The sequence below is a fragment of the Pseudonocardia sp. ICBG1142 genome (genome assembly GCF_020496255.1).
GTDB lineage: Bacteria > Actinomycetota > Actinomycetes > Mycobacteriales > Pseudonocardiaceae > Pseudonocardia.
Genome location: NZ_JAHLJC010000031.1, coordinates 217,757 through 238,624, shown reverse-complemented (window position 1 = coordinate 238,624; position 20,868 = coordinate 217,757). Strand labels below are relative to the sequence as shown.

The 20,868-nt window shown below is 71.1% G+C and carries 23 protein-coding genes; 13 read left to right on the top strand and 10 right to left on the bottom strand.

The genetic code is table 11. The annotated features are described in order from the left end of the window. Window positions 1–30: 30 nt before the first annotated feature. Genes KPL59_RS25480 through KPL59_RS25470 form a run of 3 tightly spaced genes read left to right on the top strand, consistent with a single transcriptional unit; the run spans window position 31 to window position 2,268 of the window. Entirely contained in the window at window positions 31–336 is a 306-nt protein-coding gene (locus tag KPL59_RS25480) for a hypothetical protein (protein WP_226362275.1), read from the top strand. Window position 337: 1 nt separating this feature from the next. Then, window positions 338–1,474 (top strand): class II histone deacetylase, encoded by a 1,137-nt coding sequence (locus tag KPL59_RS25475; protein WP_226362274.1) that lies wholly within the window; start codon window positions 338–340, stop codon window positions 1,472–1,474. Beyond that, window positions 1,471–2,268 carry a thioesterase II family protein gene (locus KPL59_RS25470; RefSeq protein WP_226362273.1) on the top strand — a complete coding sequence of 266 codons (798 nt, stop codon included), beginning with the start codon at window positions 1,471–1,473 and terminating at the stop codon, window positions 2,266–2,268. Before KPL59_RS25475 ends, KPL59_RS25470 begins: the two co-directional genes overlap by 4 nt. Here the strand turns inward: KPL59_RS25470 and KPL59_RS25465 are convergent. Beyond that, window positions 2,244–2,669 (bottom strand): VOC family protein, encoded by a 426-nt coding sequence (locus KPL59_RS25465; RefSeq protein WP_075333341.1) that lies wholly within the window; start codon window positions 2,667–2,669, stop codon window positions 2,244–2,246. The two genes, KPL59_RS25470 and KPL59_RS25465, sit on opposite strands and share 25 nt — an antisense overlap. Window positions 2,670–2,780: 111 nt before the next feature. Continuing rightward, on the bottom strand, window positions 2,781–3,761 hold the full coding sequence (gene rfbB, locus KPL59_RS25460) for a dTDP-glucose 4,6-dehydratase (protein ID WP_226362272.1): 981 nt from the start codon (window positions 3,759–3,761) through the stop codon (window positions 2,781–2,783). 393 nt (window positions 3,762–4,154) lie between these two features. On the opposite strand from rfbB, the gene rfbA reads away from it, so the two are divergent. The 5 genes from rfbA to KPL59_RS25435 all read left to right on the top strand — a co-directional run bounded on the left by rfbA (window position 4,155) and on the right by KPL59_RS25435 (window position 8,077). Next, entirely contained in the window at window positions 4,155–5,033 is an 879-nt protein-coding gene (gene rfbA / locus KPL59_RS25455; RefSeq protein ID WP_226362271.1) for a glucose-1-phosphate thymidylyltransferase RfbA, read from the top strand. A gap of 112 nt (window positions 5,034–5,145) precedes the next feature. Further along, window positions 5,146–5,841 (top strand): response regulator transcription factor, encoded by a 696-nt coding sequence (locus KPL59_RS25450; protein ID WP_226362270.1) that lies wholly within the window; start codon window positions 5,146–5,148, stop codon window positions 5,839–5,841. Window positions 5,842–5,918: 77 nt separating this feature from the next. Further along, window positions 5,919–7,301, top strand: coding sequence for a HAMP domain-containing sensor histidine kinase (locus KPL59_RS25445; protein ID WP_226362269.1), 1,383 nt, complete (start codon window positions 5,919–5,921; stop codon window positions 7,299–7,301). Next, the gene (locus KPL59_RS25440; RefSeq protein WP_226362268.1) at window positions 7,298–7,792 is read left to right on the top strand and encodes a hypothetical protein; all 495 of its coding nucleotides are present in this window, start codon (window positions 7,298–7,300) and stop codon (window positions 7,790–7,792) included. Before KPL59_RS25445 ends, KPL59_RS25440 begins: the two co-directional genes overlap by 4 nt. A 129-nt stretch (window positions 7,793–7,921) precedes the next feature. Further along, entirely contained in the window at window positions 7,922–8,077 is a 156-nt protein-coding gene (locus KPL59_RS25435; protein WP_226362267.1) for a hypothetical protein, read from the top strand. A gap of 11 nt (window positions 8,078–8,088) precedes the next feature. Here the strand turns inward: KPL59_RS25435 and KPL59_RS25430 are convergent, their stop codons facing one another. Further along, window positions 8,089–9,147, bottom strand: a complete 1,059-nt coding sequence (locus tag KPL59_RS25430) for a hypothetical protein (protein ID WP_226362266.1) — start codon at window positions 9,145–9,147, stop codon at window positions 8,089–8,091. A gap of 122 nt (window positions 9,148–9,269) precedes the next feature. Then, window positions 9,270–10,034: a transposase gene (locus tag KPL59_RS25425; RefSeq protein WP_226359944.1), complete on the bottom strand. Its 765-nt coding sequence runs from the start codon at window positions 10,032–10,034 to the stop codon at window positions 9,270–9,272. Window positions 10,035–10,328: 294 nt separating this feature from the next. Between KPL59_RS25425 and KPL59_RS25420 the strand changes: the two genes are divergently transcribed. Continuing rightward, the gene (locus tag KPL59_RS25420) at window positions 10,329–10,922 is read left to right on the top strand and encodes a hypothetical protein (RefSeq protein WP_226362265.1); all 594 of its coding nucleotides are present in this window, start codon (window positions 10,329–10,331) and stop codon (window positions 10,920–10,922) included. A 31-nt stretch (window positions 10,923–10,953) separates the two neighbouring features. Here KPL59_RS25420 and KPL59_RS25415 read toward each other — a convergent pair whose 3' ends face one another. From KPL59_RS25415 to KPL59_RS25405, 3 genes are read right to left on the bottom strand one after another with little or no spacing between them, the layout of a single operon-like run. Continuing rightward, on the bottom strand, window positions 10,954–12,099 hold the full coding sequence (locus tag KPL59_RS25415; protein WP_226362264.1) for a DUF1972 domain-containing protein: 1,146 nt from the start codon (window positions 12,097–12,099) through the stop codon (window positions 10,954–10,956). Between the two features lie 26 nt (window positions 12,100–12,125). Then, the gene (locus tag KPL59_RS25410) at window positions 12,126–12,878 is read right to left on the bottom strand and encodes a CDP-alcohol phosphatidyltransferase family protein (RefSeq protein ID WP_226362263.1); all 753 of its coding nucleotides are present in this window, start codon (window positions 12,876–12,878) and stop codon (window positions 12,126–12,128) included. Next, window positions 12,875–13,021 (bottom strand): hypothetical protein, encoded by a 147-nt coding sequence (locus KPL59_RS25405; protein ID WP_226362262.1) that lies wholly within the window; start codon window positions 13,019–13,021, stop codon window positions 12,875–12,877. Before KPL59_RS25405 ends, KPL59_RS25410 begins: the two co-directional genes overlap by 4 nt. Before the next feature lie 346 nt (window positions 13,022–13,367). On the opposite strand from KPL59_RS25405, the gene KPL59_RS25400 reads away from it, so the two are divergent. From KPL59_RS25400 to KPL59_RS25390, 3 genes are read left to right on the top strand one after another with little or no spacing between them, the layout of a single operon-like run. Then, window positions 13,368–14,819 carry a polysaccharide biosynthesis tyrosine autokinase gene (locus tag KPL59_RS25400; RefSeq protein ID WP_226362261.1) on the top strand — a complete coding sequence of 484 codons (1,452 nt, stop codon included), beginning with the start codon at window positions 13,368–13,370 and terminating at the stop codon, window positions 14,817–14,819. Then, window positions 14,816–16,189, top strand: coding sequence for an oligosaccharide flippase family protein (locus tag KPL59_RS25395; RefSeq protein ID WP_226362260.1), 1,374 nt, complete (start codon window positions 14,816–14,818; stop codon window positions 16,187–16,189). The genes KPL59_RS25400 and KPL59_RS25395 overlap by 4 nt, the downstream gene beginning before the upstream one ends. Next, entirely contained in the window at window positions 16,186–17,217 is a 1,032-nt protein-coding gene (locus tag KPL59_RS25390) for a hypothetical protein (RefSeq protein WP_226362259.1), read from the top strand. The genes KPL59_RS25395 and KPL59_RS25390 overlap by 4 nt, the downstream gene beginning before the upstream one ends. Window positions 17,218–17,219: 2 nt before the next feature. On the opposite strand, the gene KPL59_RS25385 is transcribed toward KPL59_RS25390, so the two are convergent. Continuing rightward, entirely contained in the window at window positions 17,220–18,194 is a 975-nt protein-coding gene (locus tag KPL59_RS25385) for a glycosyltransferase family 2 protein (RefSeq protein ID WP_226362258.1), read from the bottom strand. Between the two features lie 80 nt (window positions 18,195–18,274). Between KPL59_RS25385 and KPL59_RS25380 the strand changes: the two genes are divergently transcribed. Next, the gene (locus KPL59_RS25380; RefSeq protein WP_020628291.1) at window positions 18,275–19,180 is read left to right on the top strand and encodes a glycosyltransferase family 2 protein; all 906 of its coding nucleotides are present in this window, start codon (window positions 18,275–18,277) and stop codon (window positions 19,178–19,180) included. Here KPL59_RS25380 and KPL59_RS25375 read toward each other — a convergent pair. Together KPL59_RS25375 and KPL59_RS25370 are read right to left on the bottom strand one after the other, a co-directional pair. Beyond that, window positions 19,149–20,393, bottom strand: a complete 1,245-nt coding sequence (locus KPL59_RS25375; RefSeq protein WP_226362257.1) for a hypothetical protein — start codon at window positions 20,391–20,393, stop codon at window positions 19,149–19,151. The two genes, KPL59_RS25380 and KPL59_RS25375, sit on opposite strands and share 32 nt — an antisense overlap. A gap of 14 nt (window positions 20,394–20,407) precedes the next feature. After that, the gene (locus KPL59_RS25370) at window positions 20,408–20,857 is read right to left on the bottom strand and encodes an adenylyltransferase/cytidyltransferase family protein (RefSeq protein ID WP_226362256.1); all 450 of its coding nucleotides are present in this window, start codon (window positions 20,855–20,857) and stop codon (window positions 20,408–20,410) included. Between the last annotated feature and the right edge of the window lie 11 nt (window positions 20,858–20,868).

The window sequence follows — 20,868 nt, the reverse complement described above, 5'->3', positions numbered from 1 at the left end:
TCCGTCCGTTCCGTCCCGAAGGGAAGCATCATGGGTGACATCAACGGCAAGGCGTTCTTCGGTGCCGTGCTGCGGGCAGTGGCCTGCACGCGCAACCACAACGACGACTCGGCCGAGTACGAGGCGGGGGGCATCGTCCCGGCGGGACGGATCCGTGAGATCGAGACCGAGATCGGCGACCGGGACCCGACGACGTCGGAGGTCGAGCAGGTGCTCGCACTGCTCGACACGGTCCTGACCACCAAGCGGACCACCGCCGAGGATCGCGCGTTCCACACCGGGCATATCTCCCGGGTCTCCGGCCTCTCGGTGGTCCGCGCCGGCGCGGCGGTCTGAGATGACCGCGGGTGGGCCGGCCGGGCCGCCGACGGCGTGGTTCTCGCACGAGCTGTGCTTCTGGCACGACCCCGGTGCGGGCAGCGGTCACCTTCCCGTCGGACCGGGGGTGGAGCCGCTGCGCCAGTTCGCCGTCGACCCCGACCTCCGGCGCGCCGAAGGGCTCGTCCGGCTGTCGGGCGTCCTGGACCGGTTCACCCGCCACACCCCCTCCCCCGCACCCGATGCGGACCTGCTGCTCGTGCACACGCGCGAGCACGTCGACCGCGTCGAGGCGACCTCGGCCCGGGGCGGCGGCGATGCCGGGGTGTACGCCCCGGCAGGACACCACAGCGCAGCCGCCGCGCGGCTGGCCGTCGGTGCCTGTACCGCGGCCGTCCGGGAGGTGCTCGCCGGCCGGCACCGGCGCGCGTACTGCCTGGTACGCCCGCCCGGTCACCACGCCGAGCCCGACCGGGCCATGGGGCTGTGCCTGTTCAACAACCTGGCCGTGGCCACCCGGGTCGCCCAGCAGCAGGGCGCCCGCCGGGTACTGGTGGTCGACATCGACGTGCACCACGGCAACGGACTGCAGCGCGTGTTCTGGGAGGACCCCGACGTCTGCTACGTGTCGCTGCACCAGGACGGACTGTTCCCGCCCGCATCGGGGACGGCCGCCGAGACCGGGTCCGGAGCGGGCGCGGGCACCACCATGAACGTGCCGCTGCCCGCGGGCACCGGACACGGCGGGTACGTGGCGGCGGTGGAGTCGCTCGTCCTCCCGGCCGCCAGGGCCTTCGGGCCGGACCTGATCCTGGTGGCGGCCGGACTCGACGCGGGCGGACACGACCCGATGGGGCGGATGATGGCGACCAGCCGCACCTTCCACACGATCGTGGGCGCTCTGTGCGACCTCGCCGACGAGCTCTGTTCCGGGCGCATCGTCCTCGCACACGAGGGCGGCTACTCCGCGTGGTACCAGCCCACCCTCCTGCTGTCGGTCGCGACCGCGGTGGCCGGTCTGCCCGCCCCGGACGACCCGTTCCTGCACTCCCTGGAGAACCTTCCCGGGCAACGACTCACCCCGCACCAGCGGCGGGTCGTCGATCACCTGCAGGCCCGTCATCCGCTGCTCGCCGCGCCGGCGGTGGCGTCATGACCGGCTGGCTCGCCGCGCTCGGCCGCCGCACCGGCCGGAGCCGGCCGCAGCCCGTCGGTCGGATCGTGGTCCTGCCGCACGCAGGCGGGTGGCCGTCGGCGTTCCGGTCGTGGATCGGCCTCGTCCCGGCCGACGTGGAGCTCCTCGCCGCCCACCTGCCGGGTCGTGGGACACGCTCGACCGAGACACCGCTGCGCCGGACCGGGCCCATCGTGGCGCAGCTGGCGGACGAGGTCGCCGGTCGCGACCCGCTGCCGACGGTCGTGCTCGGGCACAGCTTCGGGAGCGTGCTCGCCTACGAGCTGACCCGCGCGCTCGAACGACGCGGGATGCCACCGCGGCTCGTCGCCGTCTCGGCGCGCCAGCCACCGTGCTTCCCCAGCCGGCCGCCCTACTCGCACCGGCTGAGCGACGACGACCTGGTCCGCCACGTCCATCGCATCGGTGGCGCCCCCGACGGAGTCACCGATCCTGGCGGGCTCCTCCGTCCCTCGCTGCCGGCCATCCGGGCGGATCTGGAGGCCCTGGAGACCTATCGACGTCCACCGAACGGGACGAACGTCCCGATCGTGGCCCTCTGCGCGACCGACGACCCGATCGTCATCGCCGAGCGCATGTTCCTGTGGTCGGTGGAGACGACGTCGGACTTCCGCAGGCTCTCGTTCGACGGCGGTCACTTCTACCTGTACCGCAGCTCCGCTGCGGAAACGATCGTCCCCGTCCTGCTCGACGCGCTCCGCGCCGACACGGCGGTGGGCCCGGCCGTGACTCAGGTGGTGGCGTCCTCGGCGTAGAGAGCGGCGAACTCGGCCGAGGGTTCGATCGGGGTGATGACGTCGACGAGGACGCCGTTCGGATCGGCGACGATGAAGTGCCGCTGCCCGAACGGCTCGTCCCGCAGCTCCAGCTCCGGCGTCACCCCACCGTCGACGACGACTCGCTTCCACTCGGCGTCGACGTCGTCGACCTCGATGTTCACCAGGAGCCCCTGGACCGGCCTGCGGTAGGCGCTGGGCAGCGTGGGGTGGTCGTGGGCAATCAGCGCGAGCTCGAACGGGCGGGAGCCGGGCGATCGGAGACTGACGTACCAGTCGGCCTCGAACGTCGTCTCGAAACCCAGGCGGTCGACGTAGAAGTCCCTCGACTGTTCGATCCGGTCCGTGCACAGGACCGGGTACACACTGGCTGGCCGCATGACTCTCCCCGTCGCCCAGAAGACCTGGCGATCATAGCGACGACCGACATGTCCGTGGCGTCCCGTACGGGCGATCTCGACACCGGACCGTGTACGGCTCTCGACGCGCGCTCAGGCCGCGACCGGGCTCGTCGACGTCCACCAGACGCGGTTGCGCCTGTACCACTCGACGGTGCGCCGCAGCCCGTCGTCGAACTCGACCTGCGGCCGGTACCCGAGCTCGGCGCGGTTCTTCGACCAGTCGACGCAGTAGCGGCGGTCGTGCCCCTTGCGGTCGGCGACCCGTTCCACCATCGCCTCCGACGCACCCACCAGTCCGAGCAGCCGGCGGGTGAGCTCGATGTTGCTGAGCTCGGTCCCGCCGCCGATGTTGTAGACCTCCCCGGGGCGGCCACCGACCGCCACCATGGCGATGGCCCGGCAGTGGTCGTCGACGTGGAGCCAGTCGCGCACGTTGCGGCCGTCCCCGTAGAGCGGCACCGGGCGACCGTCGAGGAGGGTGAAGACGAACAGCGGAACGAGCTTCTCCGGGTACTGGTGCGGCCCGTAGTTGTTCGAGCAGCGGGTGACGCAGACCGGCAGCCCGTGCGTCCGGTGGTAGGCCAGAGCCAGCAGGTCCGAGGCGGCCTTCGACGCCGAGTACGGCGAGTTCGGCTCGAGCGGGTCGGTCTCGACCGACGCACCTGTCTCCACCGACCCGTACACCTCGTCGGTGGAGACGTGCACGAACCGCTCGACGCGAACCTCCAGCGCGGCCTGGAGCAGCACCTGGGTCCCGACGACGTTGGTCGAGACGAACTCGGAGGCTCCCTCGATCGACCGGTCCACGTGCGACTCGGCCGCGCAGTGGACCACCACGTCGACGCCGCTCATCGCCGCGGCGACGGTCCCGGCGTCGCGGATGTCACCCGGCACCACCCGCAGGCGCGGCGAGTCGCGCACCTCGGTCAGGTTGGCGAGGGTGCCCGCGTAGGTGAGCAGGTCGAGGACCACGACCTCGGCTCCGGCGAGCGCCGCGTAGCGGTCGGCGAGGACGGCCCGGACGAAGTTCGAGCCGATGAACCCGGCACCACCGGTAACGAGAATCCGCACGTGGAGAACCTTCCAGGGGATCGGGGCTGTCGGCCGACCCATGTCGGCCGGGACGTCGCCCACGGTGGGCCTCCCCTGTCCGCACCTCGTCCTCGTCGTGTCGCGATGGCGTCACAGTCCGCCGTGCCGGCCTGCTGCGACCCGTCGGCCGCTGTGACGCAATCACGACACGGCGAGCACACGGTGATGACCTCGCGCGAGCATCGTGGGGCGACGAGACGGACCTCAGGGACGGCGTCGCCGTCCCACGGCAGCTACGACGAGCGGGCTGCGCGAGACCCGAAGGAGCTCCGTGGTGCACCCCACCGATGTCTGCGCAGACGGGCACGTGATGTCCGACGCGGGTCCCGGCGCGCAGCTCGGCCGCCCTGCGCACGCGGCTCTGGGGCAGCGGTGAAGGGAATCATCCTCGCCGGCGGCAGTGGGACCCGCCTCGATCCCCTCACCCGGGTCGTGTCCAAGCAGCTGCTGCCCGTCTACGACAAGCCGATGATCTACTACCCGCTCTCGACGCTGATGCTCGCCGGCATCCGGGAGATCCTGGTGATCAGCACGCCCACCGACCTGCCGGACTTCCGACGGCTCCTGGGCACCGGCGACGAGCTCGGCCTGGAGATCACCTACGCCGAGCAGCCCTCCCCCGACGGCCTGGCACAGGCGTTCGTGATCGGCGCCGACCACATCGGGGACAGCACCTCGGCGCTGGTGCTGGGCGACAACATCTTCCACGGACCCGGCTTCTCCGGGATGCTCCACCGCAGCATCGAGGGCCTGAACTCCGGCGACGGCTGCGTGCTGTTCGGGTACCCCGTGCGCGACCCACAGCGCTACGGAGTGGGCGAAGCCGACCCACAGGGCAGGCTGATCTCCATCGAGGAGAAGCCCGCAGCCCCGCGCTCGGACCGAGCCATCACCGGGCTGTACCTCTACGACCAGCAGGTCGTCGACATCGCGCGGTCGGTGCGCCCGTCGGCCCGCGGCGAGCTGGAGATCACCGACGTGAACCGTGTCTACATGCGGCAGGGGTCGGCACGGCTGGTCGACCTGGGCCGCGGCTTCGCGTGGCTCGACACCGGCACCCACGAGTCCCTGCTCGAGGCCGCGGACTACGTGCGCGTGCTGGAGAACCGGCAGGGCGTGCGCATCGCGTGCGTCGAGGAGGTCGCGCTGCGCATGGGCTTCATCGACGCCGACGCCTGCCACAAGCTGGGGGAACGCTACGGCGCCTCCGGCTACGGCGCCTACGTCATGGAGGTCGCGGCCACCTTCTGAGCGACGCCCCGGCGACCGCACACCGACCATGAACAGCGTCAGCGACCACCCGCCACCGGGCCGCAGTGGCGGCCCGGCAGCGGCATGCCCGCTCGTGCGTCATGATGTCGACATGGCACGGGCCCTGCTCATCGAGGACGACACATCGGTCGCCGAGGGCCTGCGGATCGCGTTGACCCACGTGGGCCACGTCGTCGACTGCGCCGTGACCGGCTCCGAGGGCCTGGCCCGGGTCGCCGGGGGCGACTACGACGTCGTGGTGCTCGACCTGATGCTGCCCGACATCGACGGGTTCGAGGTGTGCCGGCGGTTGCGTGCAGCCGGGTCGATCCCGATCGTGATGCTGACCGCTCGTGACGACGACATCGACGTCGTGGCCGGTCTGGAGGCCGGCGCCGACGACTACGTCGTCAAGCCGGTCGCCGGTCGTGTGCTGGACGCCCGCATCCGGGCCGTTCTGCGACGGACGGCCGAGCGACCAGCCGTGATGAGCGACGGCCGACCCGAGATCGTGCGACAGGGTTCGCTCACGATCGACCGGCAGGCTCTGGTCGTCACCTCGCATGATCGCGTCGTGACGCTCACCCCGACGGAGCTGAAGCTGCTGCTCGAGCTCGCGGACGCGCCGGGCCGTGTGCTGAGCCGCCAGCAGCTGCTGTCGGCGGTCTGGGACCACAGTTACCTCGGCGACTCCCGACTCGTCGACTCCTGTGTGCAGCGGCTGCGCGCGAAGATCGAGGACGACCCCTCGTCCCCCACCGTCGTGCAGACCGTGCGCGGATTCGGCTACCGTTTCGGCGGACCGTGACCGGCCGCACCGTCGATTCTCAGGTGGCTCCCGACGGTGTTCGCGCGTGGCCTCTCCGTGGCCTGCGCCTGCGTCTGGTGGTCGCCTTCGCGATGCTCGGCTTCGCGGTGGCCACCGGCGTCGCCGGCGTCGAGTACATCACCGCGCGAGACGCCATCGTGCAACGGGCCCAGGACATCGCGGTGACGAGGTTCCTCCGCAAGGTGGAGTCGCTCAAGCCCCTCCCCGTGCGGCCCGAAGCAGAGCTGTTGTCCTTCATCGGAGCCAGGATGGGCATCGGAACCGAGCACCAGGCGCTGGTCCTCCGCGGAGACGGCCAGGCCTCCTACGGGTTCGACCAGAATGTGGTGTCGCCCCAGCTCCGCGACGCCGCCGCTGCCGGATACCTGGTCTCACAGCGGGTCGCCTACGACAACGCCACCTGGCTCGTGACGGGTGTCCAGCTGTCCATGCAGGATGGGACCGGACCGCCCGAGGATCCGTCGACCCGGATCAGCGTCTTCGTGCTCGACTCGCTGGCCGGCGAGGAGAAGGTCGTGGACGATCTCGCTCGCGACGCCTGGCTGGTCGGCGCCGCGGGGGTGGTCGTGGCGCTCGGACTCGCGATGTTCGCCGCTCGCGGAGTGGTGCGTCCGGTGCGGGCGTTGCAGCAGACCGCGGCTCGGCTGGGTGCCGGGGACCTCGAGGCGCGGGCGACGGTCCCACCTGGCGGTGACGAGCTCGCCGCCGTGTCCGCGACCTTCAACGAGATGGCGGACTCGCTCCGCGACCATGTCGTCCAGCTCCGTCGTATGGAGACCGACGCACGCCGGTTCGTCGGCGACGTCTCGCACGAGTTGCGCACCCCCCTCACCGCGATGACCGCCGTCCTCGACCTGCTCGATGACACGGCGGACCAGCTGCCCCAGGACGCCGCTCGGGCGGTCCGTCTCATCGGCGTCGAGACCCGCAGCCTGACCCGGCTGGTCGAGGACCTGATCGAGGTGACCCGCTTCGACGCCGGCACCGCCACCCTGCGGGTGGACACCGTCGACATCGCCGACGCGATCCGGGCCACCCTCGATCGGCGTGGCCTCGTGGTCGACACCGACCTGCCCGACGGTGTCGTCGCCGTCATCGATCCGCGACGGCTGGACGTCATCGTGGCCAACCTGGTCGGCAACGCCGTGCGGCACGGGGCGCCACCCGTGCTGGTCACCGCCAGTGCCACGGCCGACACCGTGACCGTGCAGGTGAGGGACTCGGGACCCGGCATCGACGAGAGCTCGATGGAGGACGTCTTCCAGCGCTTCGTCAAGGCCGACCAGTCACGGAGCCGCTCCGAGGGAAGCGGTCTGGGGCTGGCCATCGCCCGCGAGAACGCCCACCTGCACGGCGGCACGCTGACTGCCGCGAACGGCCCGGACGGTGGCGCGGTGTTCACGCTGCGCCTGCCGCGGTACCCGGAGGGGCGCAGGTGAGGCGGGCACTCGTCACCGCGGGGCTGGCCGGCCTGCTGCTGGTCAGCGGATGTGGTGTCCGGCCCAGCGGAATGAACACCGTGGCGTCCGCACCTGTCGAGGCCCAGGTCATGACCGATGACCAGGTCCTGTCCGAGATCGACCCGAACGTCCGCGAGATCTACCTGTTGTTCCGGGAGAAGCCGACTCCGGTGGTTCGGTTCGTCGGCCCCGTCGACGACGCCGACCTGCTGCTCGTCCTGCTCGACGGCCCGACGCCGGCCGAGCGCTCGGCCGGCCTGAGCACCGCGCTACCCCCGTCCGTCTCACTGGTGAGTGCGGAACGCTCGGAGCAGGGTGTCGTCGTCACCCTCGGGAACGGTGGGACGCCCCTCGGGCGGCTCGCCGAGCAGCAGATCGCCTGCACCCTCATGACGCCGGACCACACGGAGGCGATGGTGTTCCTCTACGAGCTCGGCACGCAACCGCGTCTGCTGGCCTGCGAGTACTGATCGACGGCACACCGTCGGTGACCATGTCACCGGTGAGCCCGCGACCGTGACACGCTCGCGACACGGTCGGGACATGACCATGCGGCGATGGCAGCAGGCGGCGGTTCAGCCAGGGACGGGGTAGGGCGGGTGCCCGGAGGCGTCGGGGTCGGAGCGGTGCTGATCGCCGACGCGATCGTCGTCCGGGGCCGGGCGGCGCGTCCTCGGACTCGCCGCCCGACCCGGATGGTGTCGAACTCGGCGGCCTGCGCCGCAGCGCAGGCCGCCGAGTCGCACCGGACCTGATGGCCCGTCGGTCAGCGCTTCGGCGGACCCCAGACCTGCACCTCAGCGAGGCTGAGGAACTCGTTGGGATCTGCCAGCTGCACCATGACGTACCGGCCCCGGCTGGGGCCTGCGGGCTTGCCGGTACCGAGCATGCTTTCCGACACGGTCGGCACGTACTCCATCGAGGTCGTCAGCGACGGGCGGGGTTGCTGCTGCACCCGGGCGCTGGTGACGCCCTGAGCCTTCCGCTGGTCCGGTGTGAGGGACGTGTCGAAGGGCTTGTCGGACACGAAGATCCAGTAGTCCTTCAGCCGCTCGGTGTAGCCGTCGGTCCGGTTCCACACCGTGACGTTGCTGATGTCGCGTGACTGCCCCAGGTCCACCTGCCACCAGGCCGGCACCCGGCCGTCTCCCCTGTCGGTGTGGATCACCTCGCCATAGGGCAGGCTGCCTGCGGTCTTGCCGTCCACCGCGATGTTGGCGCCGACCGGAATGCCCTTGTAGAACCCGTAGGTCGACGACATCGACGCCGCACGCCCGACCGCGAAGTTCTCCGCGCCGTCCGGGCCGGTCACCGGCGGGGTGGGCGGCGTCGGCGGGGTGGGGGGCGTCGGCGGGGTGGGGGGCGTCGGCGGCGTGGGCCGCGCGGCCACCGTCACCGGGTCCGTCGACGCGGTCTTGCCGCCACCGTCGCGGGCGACGATCACGTACTTGTCCGCAGCCCCGGTCGGGGACGGGTCGGTCAGCTCCACCGGCCGTCCCTTGTCCTTCTCCCAGAACCCGGGGGTCGTCGCCTTGCCCGAGGCCACCGGCTTCGCCGTGTCGTCGTTGCGGACCAGGTCGTAGGTGAGCTCGGTGTCATCGGGGTCGAACATCGCGTTCGACAGGGTCACCTTCACCGACTCCTTGCCGTCGGTCGTGATCCGATCGGCCTTGATGGTTCCCGGGGCCTCCTTGGACGGGCCGTAGGCGTTCGGTGCCTTCGCGTGGGTGGCGAAACGGACGAGCCCCTGCTGGGACTTGTTCAGCACACCTCGGAACTCGCCGCCCATCGAGACGTACTCGGAGGTGCCGGCGATGCTGTACACCGCCTGCTTCAGCTCCTTGTCGCCGACCGTCCACCTCGGGGAGAACTGCATCAGGTTCGACGTCCGGTAGGCCGAGAAATCGTTCCCCCGGTTGTCCTTGATGGAGGCTTATTCAGGCTCCGTCAGGTAAGTGTGTAGAAGATGAGTCCGATGACTGCCGAGATTGTCGTTTTAAATGTGGCGTAGGGCCGCCGGTAGTCTGTGTGGAGAACTTTCCACGTTTTGATATGGGCGATGACTCGTTCGATGGTGGCGCGTGTGTGGTTGAGGCTCTTGTTGAATGTTTTTTGCCAGTCGAGAAGTTCCCGGCCGGGTGGTTTTTTGAACGGGGTGAGCATGCCGCGCCCGATGTATCCTTTATCGCCGATCGGGGGGTATGTGGCGAGGTGGTCGAGGGCGCCGGATTGGTCGAGGCAATATAGGTCGTGTCGGGAGCCTGGGGTCGGGTCGGAGATCCACGACAGCTGCCCTTCCAGGGTGGCTGCGACCTGGACGACGACGCCGGTGGTGCGATGCTTGCCCGACCACAGACCCGGCACCGCGGCCCATGACCAGCAGGGCAGCAAGGTTCCATCGATGATGTACTGCCGATCGGCACGAAGCTCCTCTGCCGTCGGAACGACACTCCGCAGCGCCTGTGCCAGCAACGGTGTCACCCCCGTGATCGCTCGACTAACCGTCGACTGCGACACCCCATAGGTTTCCGCCAACTCCCACTGCACACGATTCCCGCGCAGATACGCCAACGTGATCACCACCGACCAGAACAACCCCAGAACCGGCGGCCAAGACAAACGTGCCTCCGTCGCGTCCCGCTGATCCTGCTCATACACTATAGCGACAAGATCCTGAATTTCATCACGCCGGAAACCAGTGGTATAGTACATACTGCGGCAGCCCGTTCATCTCGGATTGATTCGGCAAACCAATATTCGCGATGGACGGGCTGTCGCCCAACCCGACACGCCGGGCTAGATCGTTATTTCACGGGGCCTGAATAAGCCTCTCGGTCTCATTTCTACCTTTCTCATTCCCTGCTCCATTCCTGGTCAGAGTGTTGTCCGTGCCGGGCGGCGCGGATGTCGGTCTCCATTAATCTCGCGGCGGTGGACTTTTGTCCGAGGCGAAATGGCCTAACGTCGGCGGCCTCGTCCACTACCCGATCGACTCCTAGGAGCCTCATGCGCAACCCGACGCGTTCCGTCGTCGCCGCCGCGGTCGCCGCTGCAGCAGCCGGCCTGCTCAGCTCGTGCTCGGCGGACAGCACGACGCCGACTGCCGCCCCGGCACCATCGGTCGCCTCGGCACCCTCGGCTGCCCCAGCACCCTCGAATGCCTCGGCACCCTCGGATGCCTCTGCACCCTCGGCCCCCTCGCCCGGAGGCCCGCCGCCCGAGCTGGGCCCCACCACGCAGGCCCGGCTCAACTCGCCCACCAACCTCGGCGGGCTCGAGGTCACGGTGACGTCGATCCGGCCCGTCCAGCTGGTTGCCGAGGGGCCGGGAGAGCTCGCCGGGCCCGGCGCCGCGGTGACGATCCGGCTGACGAACCGGACCCCGAAGCCCATCGACGGCGGCCTCGACGTCAACGCCCGGTACGCCGACAAGGCGGCCAGCCCCAACAGCGGCCCGCCGTCCAAGCCGGCGGGCACCCTCGAACCCGGCGCGTCGGCGGATGCCACGTACGCCTTCCTCGTCCCCGCCGACCAGGTCGACCAGCTCAAGCTGTCCATCACCTCGACGAACGCACCCGACATCGTGGTCATCACGCGCTGAGGGCCGGGGTCCGGCGATCGGCCCACGGTCGTCATCGCCGGACCCCCGCCGGGGCGACGCCGGCCCGGCGACCGCGTCGGGAGCGTCGCCCGGCGTGCAGGTCCGCGCACAGCTGCGCGTAACCCTCGGCCACGTCGTCCCAGTCGTAGACGGTCCGCGCCCGGCGCCGGGCGTCCGCACCACGCCGGGCCGCCGCCACGGGGTCGGCCTCGACGGCCTCCACCTCACGCGCGAGCGAGTCCGGGGAGGCGAACCACCGGCCCGTCTCGGCCAGCACCTCGCGGTTGAACTCGATGTCCCATGCCACGACCGGCGCACCGGCACCCATCGCGCGCAGGAGCGACGGGTTCGTGCCGCCGACACTGTGGCCGTGCAGGTAGCTCGCGGCGCCGGCGTAGAGGGAGTTCAGCAGCTCCTGGTCCCAGAGCGACCCGAGCAGACGCACCCGGGGATCGGAGCCCGCCAGGTCACGGACGTGCCGCTCGTGGCTGCTCGGATAGGGAACCGAACCGACCACGACCAGTGGCTTGTTCGCGCGCGAGGCGAGGTACCCCGCGACCACGACGTCGACGTGGTTCTCCGGCTCCATGCGTGCCACCACGAGGTGGAACCCACCGGGCCGCAGCCCCAGCTCGGCCAGCCGTCCCGCGTCCGCGGACTCGATGATCGGGGCGCCGTAGGTCAGCACCACACTGTCCGCGGCATGGCGCCTGCGGTAGTAGGCGGCGATGGCAGCCGCGTCGGCGATCAGCGCGTCGGCGAGGCCGACCGCGACCTTCTCGACGGCGCGGTAGTAGCGCGCGCCGTTGCCCGACCACTTCGCGCGCTTCCATTCCAGTCCGTCGACGTGCACGGCGACCGGAATGCGGGCCGCGCGGATCAGCGGCAGCAGCGGGGCGTTCGCGGCGTTGAAGACCAGGGCCACGTCCGCCCGGTGCCGGAGCAGGTGGGCGACCGACACTGCGGTGTGGCTCAGCGTCTCGATCGACGAGCGGCGCACGGAGGGCAGGCGGACCCGCTGCATTCCGCGGTAGGTCGGGCTGCGGTCCTCCCCACGGCAGTACACCGTGACCGTGTGTCCCGCCCGGACGAGCCGGGTTCCGATCTCCTCGACCGCGGTTTCGAACCCGCCGTAGCGGGCGGGCACGCCGCGGGTACCGATCATGGCAATGTGCACGGGTACGTCCTGTTCTCGGAGCCAGGTCAACGGGAGAGCCGGGTCATGTCGCGGAACCACCTCGGTAGTGCGAGCAGCACGTAGCCGGAGGTCCCGACGAGCAGGAGCAGGTAGGCGGGGGCGAAGAACGCGGGCCACCCGGAGACGGCGACCGCGACGCACAGCAGCCCGTAGTCGGTCGGGACGACGGCCAGCGCGCGCACCAGGCCGGCCCGGCGAGGCGGCGCGTCCTCGCCCGGCCGCGGGTGGGCACGGCGCAGCTGGTCGGTCAGGATCGTCGCGAAGAAGTGCACCGATGCGACCAGCGCGAACACCACGGGCACGGCCAGCCATCCGGTGTTCACCTCACCGGACCGGAACCAGGCCACCAGGATCGCCAGATGCACCGCCGGGACCTTCGCGCTGTCGAGCACGTGGTCGAGCCACTCCCCGGCCGGGGAGCTGGTCGCGGTCAGCCGCGCGAGCTGACCGTCGGCCGAGTCGAGGGCGTAGCCGATGATCAGTCCGGCCGCCGAGAGGATCCCCGTCGCCGGGCCGGCCGGGCCGAGGACCAGCCCGGCGATCGCGGAGAACGAGAACACCGCGCTCAGTGCGGTGACCTGGGTGGGCGACATCCCCGCCCTGAACGCCACCGCGGCGAGGACCCGCCCCAGAGGGCGGTTGACGAAACGCGACCACGCCGGTGTGCCCGGGGTCGGCGGCTTCTGCGCGGCACGCAGCAGCTGCAGCACCGAGCGCAGCGGCACGTCACGACGATCGACGAGGCTGCTCGGGGTCACCACGCCCCCTGGTGGGTCATGTCCCGCAGAGGGCCCTCGGCCCCCAGGACCGCCGTCGCCTCCGCACCGGCGTCGTGCAGCCCGCGCACCGACTCCAGCGTCGTGCGGTCCGATCCGTACAGCTCAGCGGACGGGTGTGTCACCAGGACCCCCGTGGACCGCATTCGGAGACGAGCAGGCATCGACCAACCTTTCGCGCATACCCGGCCCACGTGTGCAGACAATGCGGACCGGGAGACCAGCACACCCGGAGCCGACCTGACATAAATGGGAAGCGTCGGATTAATTTGGTGCCCGGGTGGCAACGTGGTGGATACTGCGATAAACCAGGTGTCGATGTCCAGCGGTGATGACGATTCCGGCATCGACAGGCCGATAATTCACGACCAGCGATGACTAGGACACGGACCGTCGCCGACGCCCGACCACCAGATCCACACGATCCCACTCCTGTTCCGATGGAACGCCCTGCACGCGAAGGGACCGCGCTTGTCTGTCCGCGACCTCTGGATCCTGCTGCGAGACAGTCGTGTCCTCGTCATTGCAGGCATGGCGATCGGCCTGGCCGGCTCGCTGTTCGCCTACGCATGGCTGCCGACCGCATACACGGCGTCGACATCGATGTACGTCGTCGCCACCGGCCCCACACCGCAGTCCGCGTTCTTGGGCGCCCAGCTCTCCACGGAACGCATGGCGACCTACACCGATCTGCTCACCTCGCCGCGGGTAGCCGACGCGGTGATCGACAAATTGCGACTGCCGGACACCCCGGACGAGTTGATCGACACATTCGACGCGCGCAATAAAAACAAGTCGACCGCAATTCAGCTCGATGTGACCGCCACCGATCCGGGCGAGGCCGCGGCGATCGCCAACGCCGCAGCCGACACCTTCGTCGACCTCGTGGCAGAACTGGAGAAGCCGGCCGCCGGTGCAGCCGGTACCCCGATCACCGTGCGCATCGTGGGGACCGCCACCCCACCGCCGACGCCCTCGAGCCCCGGCCTGCTCCTCCTCGCGCTGCCCCGCGTCGTGCTCGGTCTGCTCGCCGGGGTGGTCGCGGCGCTGGTGAGGGAGTCCGTGGTCCGGCCGATCCGGCGCGGCGACGACCTCGAACGGCTGGTGGGGTCACCGACGCTCGCCGTCGTGCCCCGCGATCCCGGCACGACTCGCGGATCGCTGGCCGTCCTGGACCGGCCGTCTTCACCGGTGGCAGAGGCCCACCGCTCGCTCGCAGCGGTGGTGGCCCACCTCGTACCCGGACCGGCCGCCACGGTCGTGGCGTTCTCCGGGGCGCGGGCCCGGGCGGGCACCTCCACCACGGTGGCGAACCTCGCCCTGGCGCTCGGCGTCGCCGGCAACCGGGTCCTGGTGATCGACGCCGATCTGCGGCAGCCGTCCCAGCACCGGCTGTTCCAGGTGCCCGAGGGCGTCGGTTGGGCCGGCGGCCCGGCCGGCGAGGCGACCACCGGGGAGACGATCGTCCGGTCACCGCGCGGGCCGGTCGACGTGCTGGCGAGCCCGGCGCCGTCCACAGGTCCTGCGACGATGACGACGCCGGCGGTCGTGCACCACCTGCTGGACGCGATGCGCGACCGCTACGACCACATCCTCGTCGACCTCCCACCGGTACTCGCGGCCGCCGACGCCGCCGTCATCGGCTCGGCCTGTGACGGAGTGGTCCTCGTCGCCGCCCACGGCCGCAGCACCGCTGACGACGTCAGGAGCGCAGCCGACCGGCTCGGGCTCCTGTCGGCGCGGCTGCTCGGCTCGGTGCTGACCATGGGCCGCCGCAGCGAGTGGCCCGCCCACCAGGGCCCGGCCACCCCCTCTCCGTCCAGCGCCGGCGCATCCGTCGCGGCCCCCGAGGAGGACCGGCCACTCACCGCGGAACCCGCCCCCGAACCGACGTCGGCTCCGGAGGGACCGCGAACTCGGTGAGCACCGCACACTCCCCCGCCACCGCCCCGGTGTGGTGGACGTTGGTCGGACGCAACGTGGCGGCCAAGGCCGCGGTCATGCTGTGCGCCGCGCCGCTGAGCGTTCTCACCGCCCGCCTGATCATCACGGAGTACGGGGTCGACGCCTACTCCCAGTTCTCCCTGATCGCCTCCCTGACCGCACTCGTCCCGTTCGCCGACCTCGGTGTGTCGGCCGCCATCGTCAACCGCGTCGCCGGATCGGACGACCCGCGGACCGACCCCGAGGTACGCGGCACGCTCGTGGCCTCGCTACGGCTGCTGATCTGCTCGGCGCTCGTGATCATGCTGATCGGTGCGACCGTGAGCGCGCTGGGGCTGTGGCGGACCCTGCTGGGCAACGGGCTCATGAGCGGGGGCGAGACGACCGCGCTGCTGTGCGTCGTCGTGTTCGCCCTCACCCTTCCCCTCGGGATCGGCCAGCGGGTGCTCAACGGGCTGTCCCGCAACCACGTGCAGGTCCTGGTCAGCGGCATGGCCGCACCGCTGATCCTGGTGTCGTTGCTCGTGCTCACCGTGTCCGACCTGCGGGTGGCCACCTGCCTCGCGCTGCTGTCCTACCTCGCCTCGACGACGGTCGCCGCCGTCGGGATGTGGCTGGCAGCCCGAGCGCTGCGGCCCCAGATGGGCCGCGCGGTCCGGGACGTCCCCAGGTTGCGCACGGCACACACCACCCCCGTGTTCGGGGTGGCGGTCCCGCAGCTGGTGCAGATGCTGGCGCTCCCGATCGCGATGCAGACCGACCGGCTGCTCCTGAGCCACCTGTCCGAGAGGGACGAGCTGGCCCGCTACACCCTCGCAGCGCAGCTGTTCGGTCTCGTCCTGCAGACGGTGTACGCGGCCGGCATCGCGCTCTGGCCGGTGTTCGCGCGCGCACGCGCTGACGGGCAGATCCGATCGCCGGTCACGATGGCGGCCGGGTTCGCGGCAGGCGGGTTCGCCGGCGCGGGCTGCCTGGCGCTCCTGCTGCCCTGGGTGGCCCCGATCGTCGCGAGCGACAAGATCACGCTCACCACCACCCTCGCTCTCGCCTTCGTCCTGTTCGTCACGGTCGAAGCTGCCAAGTACCCGCTCGGCATGTACATGACCGACGAGCGTGGACTGCGCTTCCAGATCCTGCCCATCCTGGTGCTGGTCCCGCTCAACCTGGGAGTGTCGTGGTGGTTGATCGGTCCGCTCGGGGCCGCCGGGCCGGTTCTCGGCTCGGCAGTGGCCGTGTTCGTCTGCCAGGTGTTGCCCAACTTCGGCTACGTCCGTCGCGACCTCACCCGGCGGCGCACACAGCAGTCTCCGAGCGACGGCGCCGACCGCCCTGCCCTGGAGCGGCCGTGACCACGTCCCGCCCGCTCACGGTGTTGATGTCGTTCCCGCGACCGCGCGCGACCACCAACCCCTACATCGTGCAGCTGCACGACGCGCTCACCGGGCTGCCGGACGTGCAGGTGCTGTCGTTCTCCTACCGCGCCGCGTTCACCCGCCGGATCGACCTGTTCCACGCGCACTGGCCCGAATCGCTGATCAGCGGTCGGAGCCGGCCGAAGGACGCTGTCCGCCAGGCGCTCTACCTGCTGCTCCTCGCCCGGCTGGCCCTGACCCGCAGCCCGATCGTGCGCACGCTGCACAACATCGGGCTCCCCACCGGCCTGTCGCGCACCCAGCGCCTGCTCCTGCGGCTGACCGAACGACGTACCCGCGCCGTGATCGTGCTCAATCCGCTCACCCCGGTCCGCCCGGGCCTCCCGGTCGCACGGATCGCCCACGGCCACTACCGCGACTGGTTCGCCCCGTTCCCACGGCCCGCGACCGTCCCGGGACGGATCACCTACGCCGGCTGGGTCCGTCGCTACAAGGGCGTCGACGACCTCGTCGCAGCGTTCGTGGCCACCGAGGACGCGGACCTGAGCCTGCGGGTCTGTGGGCACCCGTCGTCGGTGGAGCTCGGCACCGGCCTGCAGTCCCTCGCCGCGGCCGATCCCCGGGTCGGGCTGTGCCTGCGTCACCTCGACGATGGCGAGCTGGTGGCCGAGCTCGCGGCGGCCGAGCTGGTGGTCCTGCCGTACCGCTTCATGCACAACTCGGGTGCCTCGCTCGCCGCGCTGTCGGTCGGGACGCCGGTCCTGGTCCCCGACAACCCGGTGAACCGGCTGCTCGCCGCCGAGGTCGGCGCCGGGTGGGTGCACCTGTTCGACGACACGCTCACCCCGCAGACCCTGACCTCGACGCTCGCCGCGGTGCGCGCCGCGCCGCCGGGTGCGGCACCGGACCTCTCGGCCCGCTCCTGGGAGGGCGCCGGGGACGCTCATCGCCGGCTGTACCGGGTCGCGCTCGGCCGGCCGGCGCAGCCGGGTGGCGAACCGTGACCTCAGCGGCGCCGGTACTCGAGGTAGGACCAGCCCCACGCACCCGTGACCATCCCCGCACCGCGCGCGAGCGTGCGGACACCACGGGCCTGGTGGCCGGCGGAACCCGCGAGGGTGCCGGCCGCCGCCCGCGCAAGCCCGCCCACCACGCGCACGGCACCGGCCCCGGTGAGCTGCACCCGTGTCCGGAGGCGCCGGCCCACACCGGCCCCGCGGAGCAGCGCGACCGAGGTCGTGCCCCAGCTGTTCCCGCTGCTCAACGCGCGCAGCACGACCCAGCGACGAGTGACCCGCGAGGTGGGCACGACGTCGGTCACCACGGCCTCGTCGCACCACACCATCCGACCTCCGGCCGCATGCAGCTGTCGCGTGAACATCGTGTCGTCCCCGCCGGAGATGCCGAACGCCTCGTCGAAGCGCAGTCCGGCACGTCGGACGACGTCGAGGTCGAGCAGCAGGTTGTTGGTGGCGGCCACCTCGACGGCGGTGCCGGTCGGCATCCGGCGACGGTCGAAGAACCGGCCCGCCCGCACCCAGGGGTCCGGCTCGCGGACGAAACGCGACACCACCGGCCCCACCACCGCGGCGCAGTCGTGGCTGCGGTAGGTCGCCAGCAGATCGGCCAGCCAGCCCGGGCCGGGGCGCTCGTCGTCGTCGATGAACACGAGCAGACGGGCGTCCCGCGCGGCGTCGAGCGCACGGTTGCGTGCAGCGGAGATCCCGGGGACCGTCTCGTTCTCGTAGCGCACGCGGACGGACGTGCCGATCCGCGAGTGGTCGTCGGCCACCCCACGGACGAGCGGCTCGGCGCCACCCTGCGGGTCGTTGTCCACCACGAGCACCTCGACGCGCATGCCGGGGGCCTGGACCGACCTGGCCTGCTCGACCAACGCGGGCAGGACCTCGGCGAGATCGTCGGGTCGACGGAACGTCAGCACCGCGATGACCACCTGTGGCGATGCGCACCGCACGCTCATCCCCCACTCCCTTCCATCGGATCGACACACCGCGACCGGCTCCCCGACACCGGGACCGGTCCGTACGAGGAGAACCAGCCATGCAGGACCGTCTCGCCGTCGTCGTGGTCAACTACGGCTCCCACGACATGCTGCTGGCCAACCTGCGCGGGATCGGCCGCCCCGAGCTCGACCCACTCGTGGTCGTCGTCGACAACCCGACGACGGCGGACGAGCGCGCCCGGCTCTGCCGGCTCGCCGAGGAGACGGGCTGGCACACGGTGCTTCCGCAGGCGAACCTCGGGTTCGGTGCCGGGATCAACCTGGGCGTCGCGCACGCCCGCGCGCTCGGTGCACGAACGTTCCTGATCCTGAACCCCGACGCGCGCATCGCGGGCTCGGACCTCGCGGCGCTGTGGGAGCGCCACGCGCGCACCCCGTGGAGCCTCGTCGCGCCGGTGGTGCGCCGCCCGGACGGGTCGGTCTGGAGCCGTGGCTCCCACCTCCGGCTGGACTCCGGCTCGCACGGGCCGCTCCGGAGCGAACCGGACACGCGGGTCCTGCCCTGGATCTCCGGCGCGTGCTTCGTCGTCGGCGAGGCCCTGTGGGACGAGCTCGGCGGGTTCGACGAGGACTACTTCCTCTACTGGGAGGACGTCGACCTGTCCGTCCGCGCCACCCGCGCCGGCGCCGAGCTGATCGTCGTCGACGACGCCGAGGCCGTCCACGACGAGGGTGGGACACAGAGCGACCGGCGCGGTCACGCCCGCGGCAAGTCCGACCTCTACTACTACTACAACATCCGCAACCGGCTCCTCTTCGCCGCCAAGCTGCTCGACGACGCCGACCTCCGCCGGTGGCGCAGGCGCGCGGTACGGGCCGCTCACGACGTCCTCCTCCAGGGCGGGCGCCGCCAGTTCGGCCGCCCCCTGCGGCCGCTTCGCGCCGCGGTGCGCGGCACGGTCGCCGGGCTGGTCACCGCCCGTCGCCTGCGACCGCAGCGGTGAGGGCCGCCGGAGGCGTCCGCGAGCCGTTCGTTTCCTGCGTGCGCCACCGCTGGTCGACGCACATCGGTGTGGCGGCCAGCCCGGCGATGAAGAACACGTAGATCTCGTACTGGGTGATGAACGCGACGGTCACCAGAGCCGGGGCGGTCGCCACCAGCGCGAACACCGGCATGGTGGCCCGCCGGTTCAGCACCTGCACCACGGCGAGGAGCCATGCCACCACCATCACGACCACCGGGACCCAGCCGTACCGCAGACCGGAGAGGATCAGTGCGTTGTCGATGGAGTGGTAGGCGCGGTAGTACACCGCGCCCTCGCCCACCACCTGACGAGCAGGGGAGCTCCCGAACGCGACCATGGTCGGAACGAGCTCCAGCAGGTCGCCCCGATACTCGCCGCTCTCGGTCGCCTCGCTCCCGGCGGCGGTGAACACCGACCCGACGAACGGAGCGAGCGCGAGCGCCGCGACGCAGCCCAGACCAACGACACCGACGCGGAACCACCGACCCACGACCGGCCCGCCCAGGAGCAGGACCAGCCCGGTCGCGAACACGAAGCACAGCATCGACGTCCGGCTGAACGTCACCACGACGGCCGCACCGAGCACCGCCAGCGCGACCGCCTTCCACCGGTCCCGCAGACCCGACCCCAGCACGAACGGCACGGCGATGGCGGTACTGACGCCCAGCGCGAGCGAGTGCCCGAAGGCCCCCTCCGCCCGCAGGAACCCGCCCCGCTCCTGCAGCGTCCCCCACTCCTCGTACAGCCGACCGTCACGGACCAGCTGGGTGAACACGTTGGTCCCCGTGACGAACTCGGCGACGGCGAGGAGTCCGACGAGCACGAACACCCCGGTGGCCACCCCGTACACCGTGCCGAGCGGGACCCGCGTCAGCATCAGACGCCCCAGCACGTAGCCGAGTGTCCACTGGCTGACCAGGATGAACACGTCGTCGGGGGCGACGTGCCCGGTCACCGCCGGGACCGCGCAGCACACGAGCAACGACGCGAACAGCAGGTCACCGACACCGAGCCCACTCGGACGAACGGGACGGAGGAGGGCCAGGACGCCGACCAGGACCACGCCCACCAGCACCGCGGGCATGACGGGGAACCGGATCTGCACCCCCAGCCACACCGGTACGAAACACACCACGGCGAACCAGGCGACGACCACCACTCGCCGGGCGGGCCCGGGGGAAGACTCGATCACCGATCGGACCGGGTTCACGCCGACCGCGGGGGCAGCGGACGCACGTGTCCCGCGGCGAGCTCCGTCAGCGCGGCACGCAGCAGGGTGCTCGACGTGTGGGCCGTGTAGGGCAGGTAGACGACCTCGACCCCGACCACCGCGAGCTGCCGTTCGAGGGCGTCGCCCTTCGGGGTGCCACGCCAGTCGTCTCCCTTGAAGATCACGTCGAAGCCGGTCGCGCACCAGGCGGCCAGCTTGCTCGGCACCTCCTCGATGTGGACCGCGTCCACGCAGTCCAGCGCGCCGACGATCTCGGCGCGCTCGGCGAGCGGCGTCACGGGAAGCCTCCCCTTGGCCGCCGACGCCATCTCGTCCGAGACCACACCGGCGATCAACCGGTCGCACCGCTCGGCCGCGCGCCGCAGGATCGTGAGGTGTCCGATGTGGAACAGGTCGTACACGCCAGGGGCGTAGCCGACGAGCATGATGTGTGTCC

Coding starts and splice junctions, on each gene's coding strand:
- KPL59_RS25380 (WP_020628291.1), top strand. CDS start 18,275: ATGCAGGACCGTCTCGCCGTCGTCGTGGTCAACTACGGCTCCCACGAC.
- KPL59_RS25470 (WP_226362273.1), top strand. CDS start 1,471: ATGACCGGCTGGCTCGCCGCGCTCGGCCGCCGCACCGGCCGGAGCCGG.
- KPL59_RS25475 (WP_226362274.1), top strand. CDS start 338: ATGACCGCGGGTGGGCCGGCCGGGCCGCCGACGGCGTGGTTCTCGCAC.
- KPL59_RS25420 (WP_226362265.1), top strand. CDS start 10,329: ATGCGCAACCCGACGCGTTCCGTCGTCGCCGCCGCGGTCGCCGCTGCA.
- KPL59_RS25370 (WP_226362256.1), bottom strand. CDS start 20,857: ATGCTCGTCGGCTACGCCCCTGGCGTGTACGACCTGTTCCACATCGGA.
- KPL59_RS25480 (WP_226362275.1), top strand. CDS start 31: ATGGGTGACATCAACGGCAAGGCGTTCTTCGGTGCCGTGCTGCGGGCA.
- KPL59_RS25450 (WP_226362270.1), top strand. CDS start 5,146: ATGGCACGGGCCCTGCTCATCGAGGACGACACATCGGTCGCCGAGGGC.
- KPL59_RS25425 (WP_226359944.1), bottom strand. CDS start 10,034: ATGTACTATACCACTGGTTTCCGGCGTGATGAAATTCAGGATCTTGTC.
- KPL59_RS25385 (WP_226362258.1), bottom strand. CDS start 18,194: ATGAGCGTGCGGTGCGCATCGCCACAGGTGGTCATCGCGGTGCTGACG.
- KPL59_RS25465 (WP_075333341.1), bottom strand. CDS start 2,669: ATGCGGCCAGCCAGTGTGTACCCGGTCCTGTGCACGGACCGGATCGAA.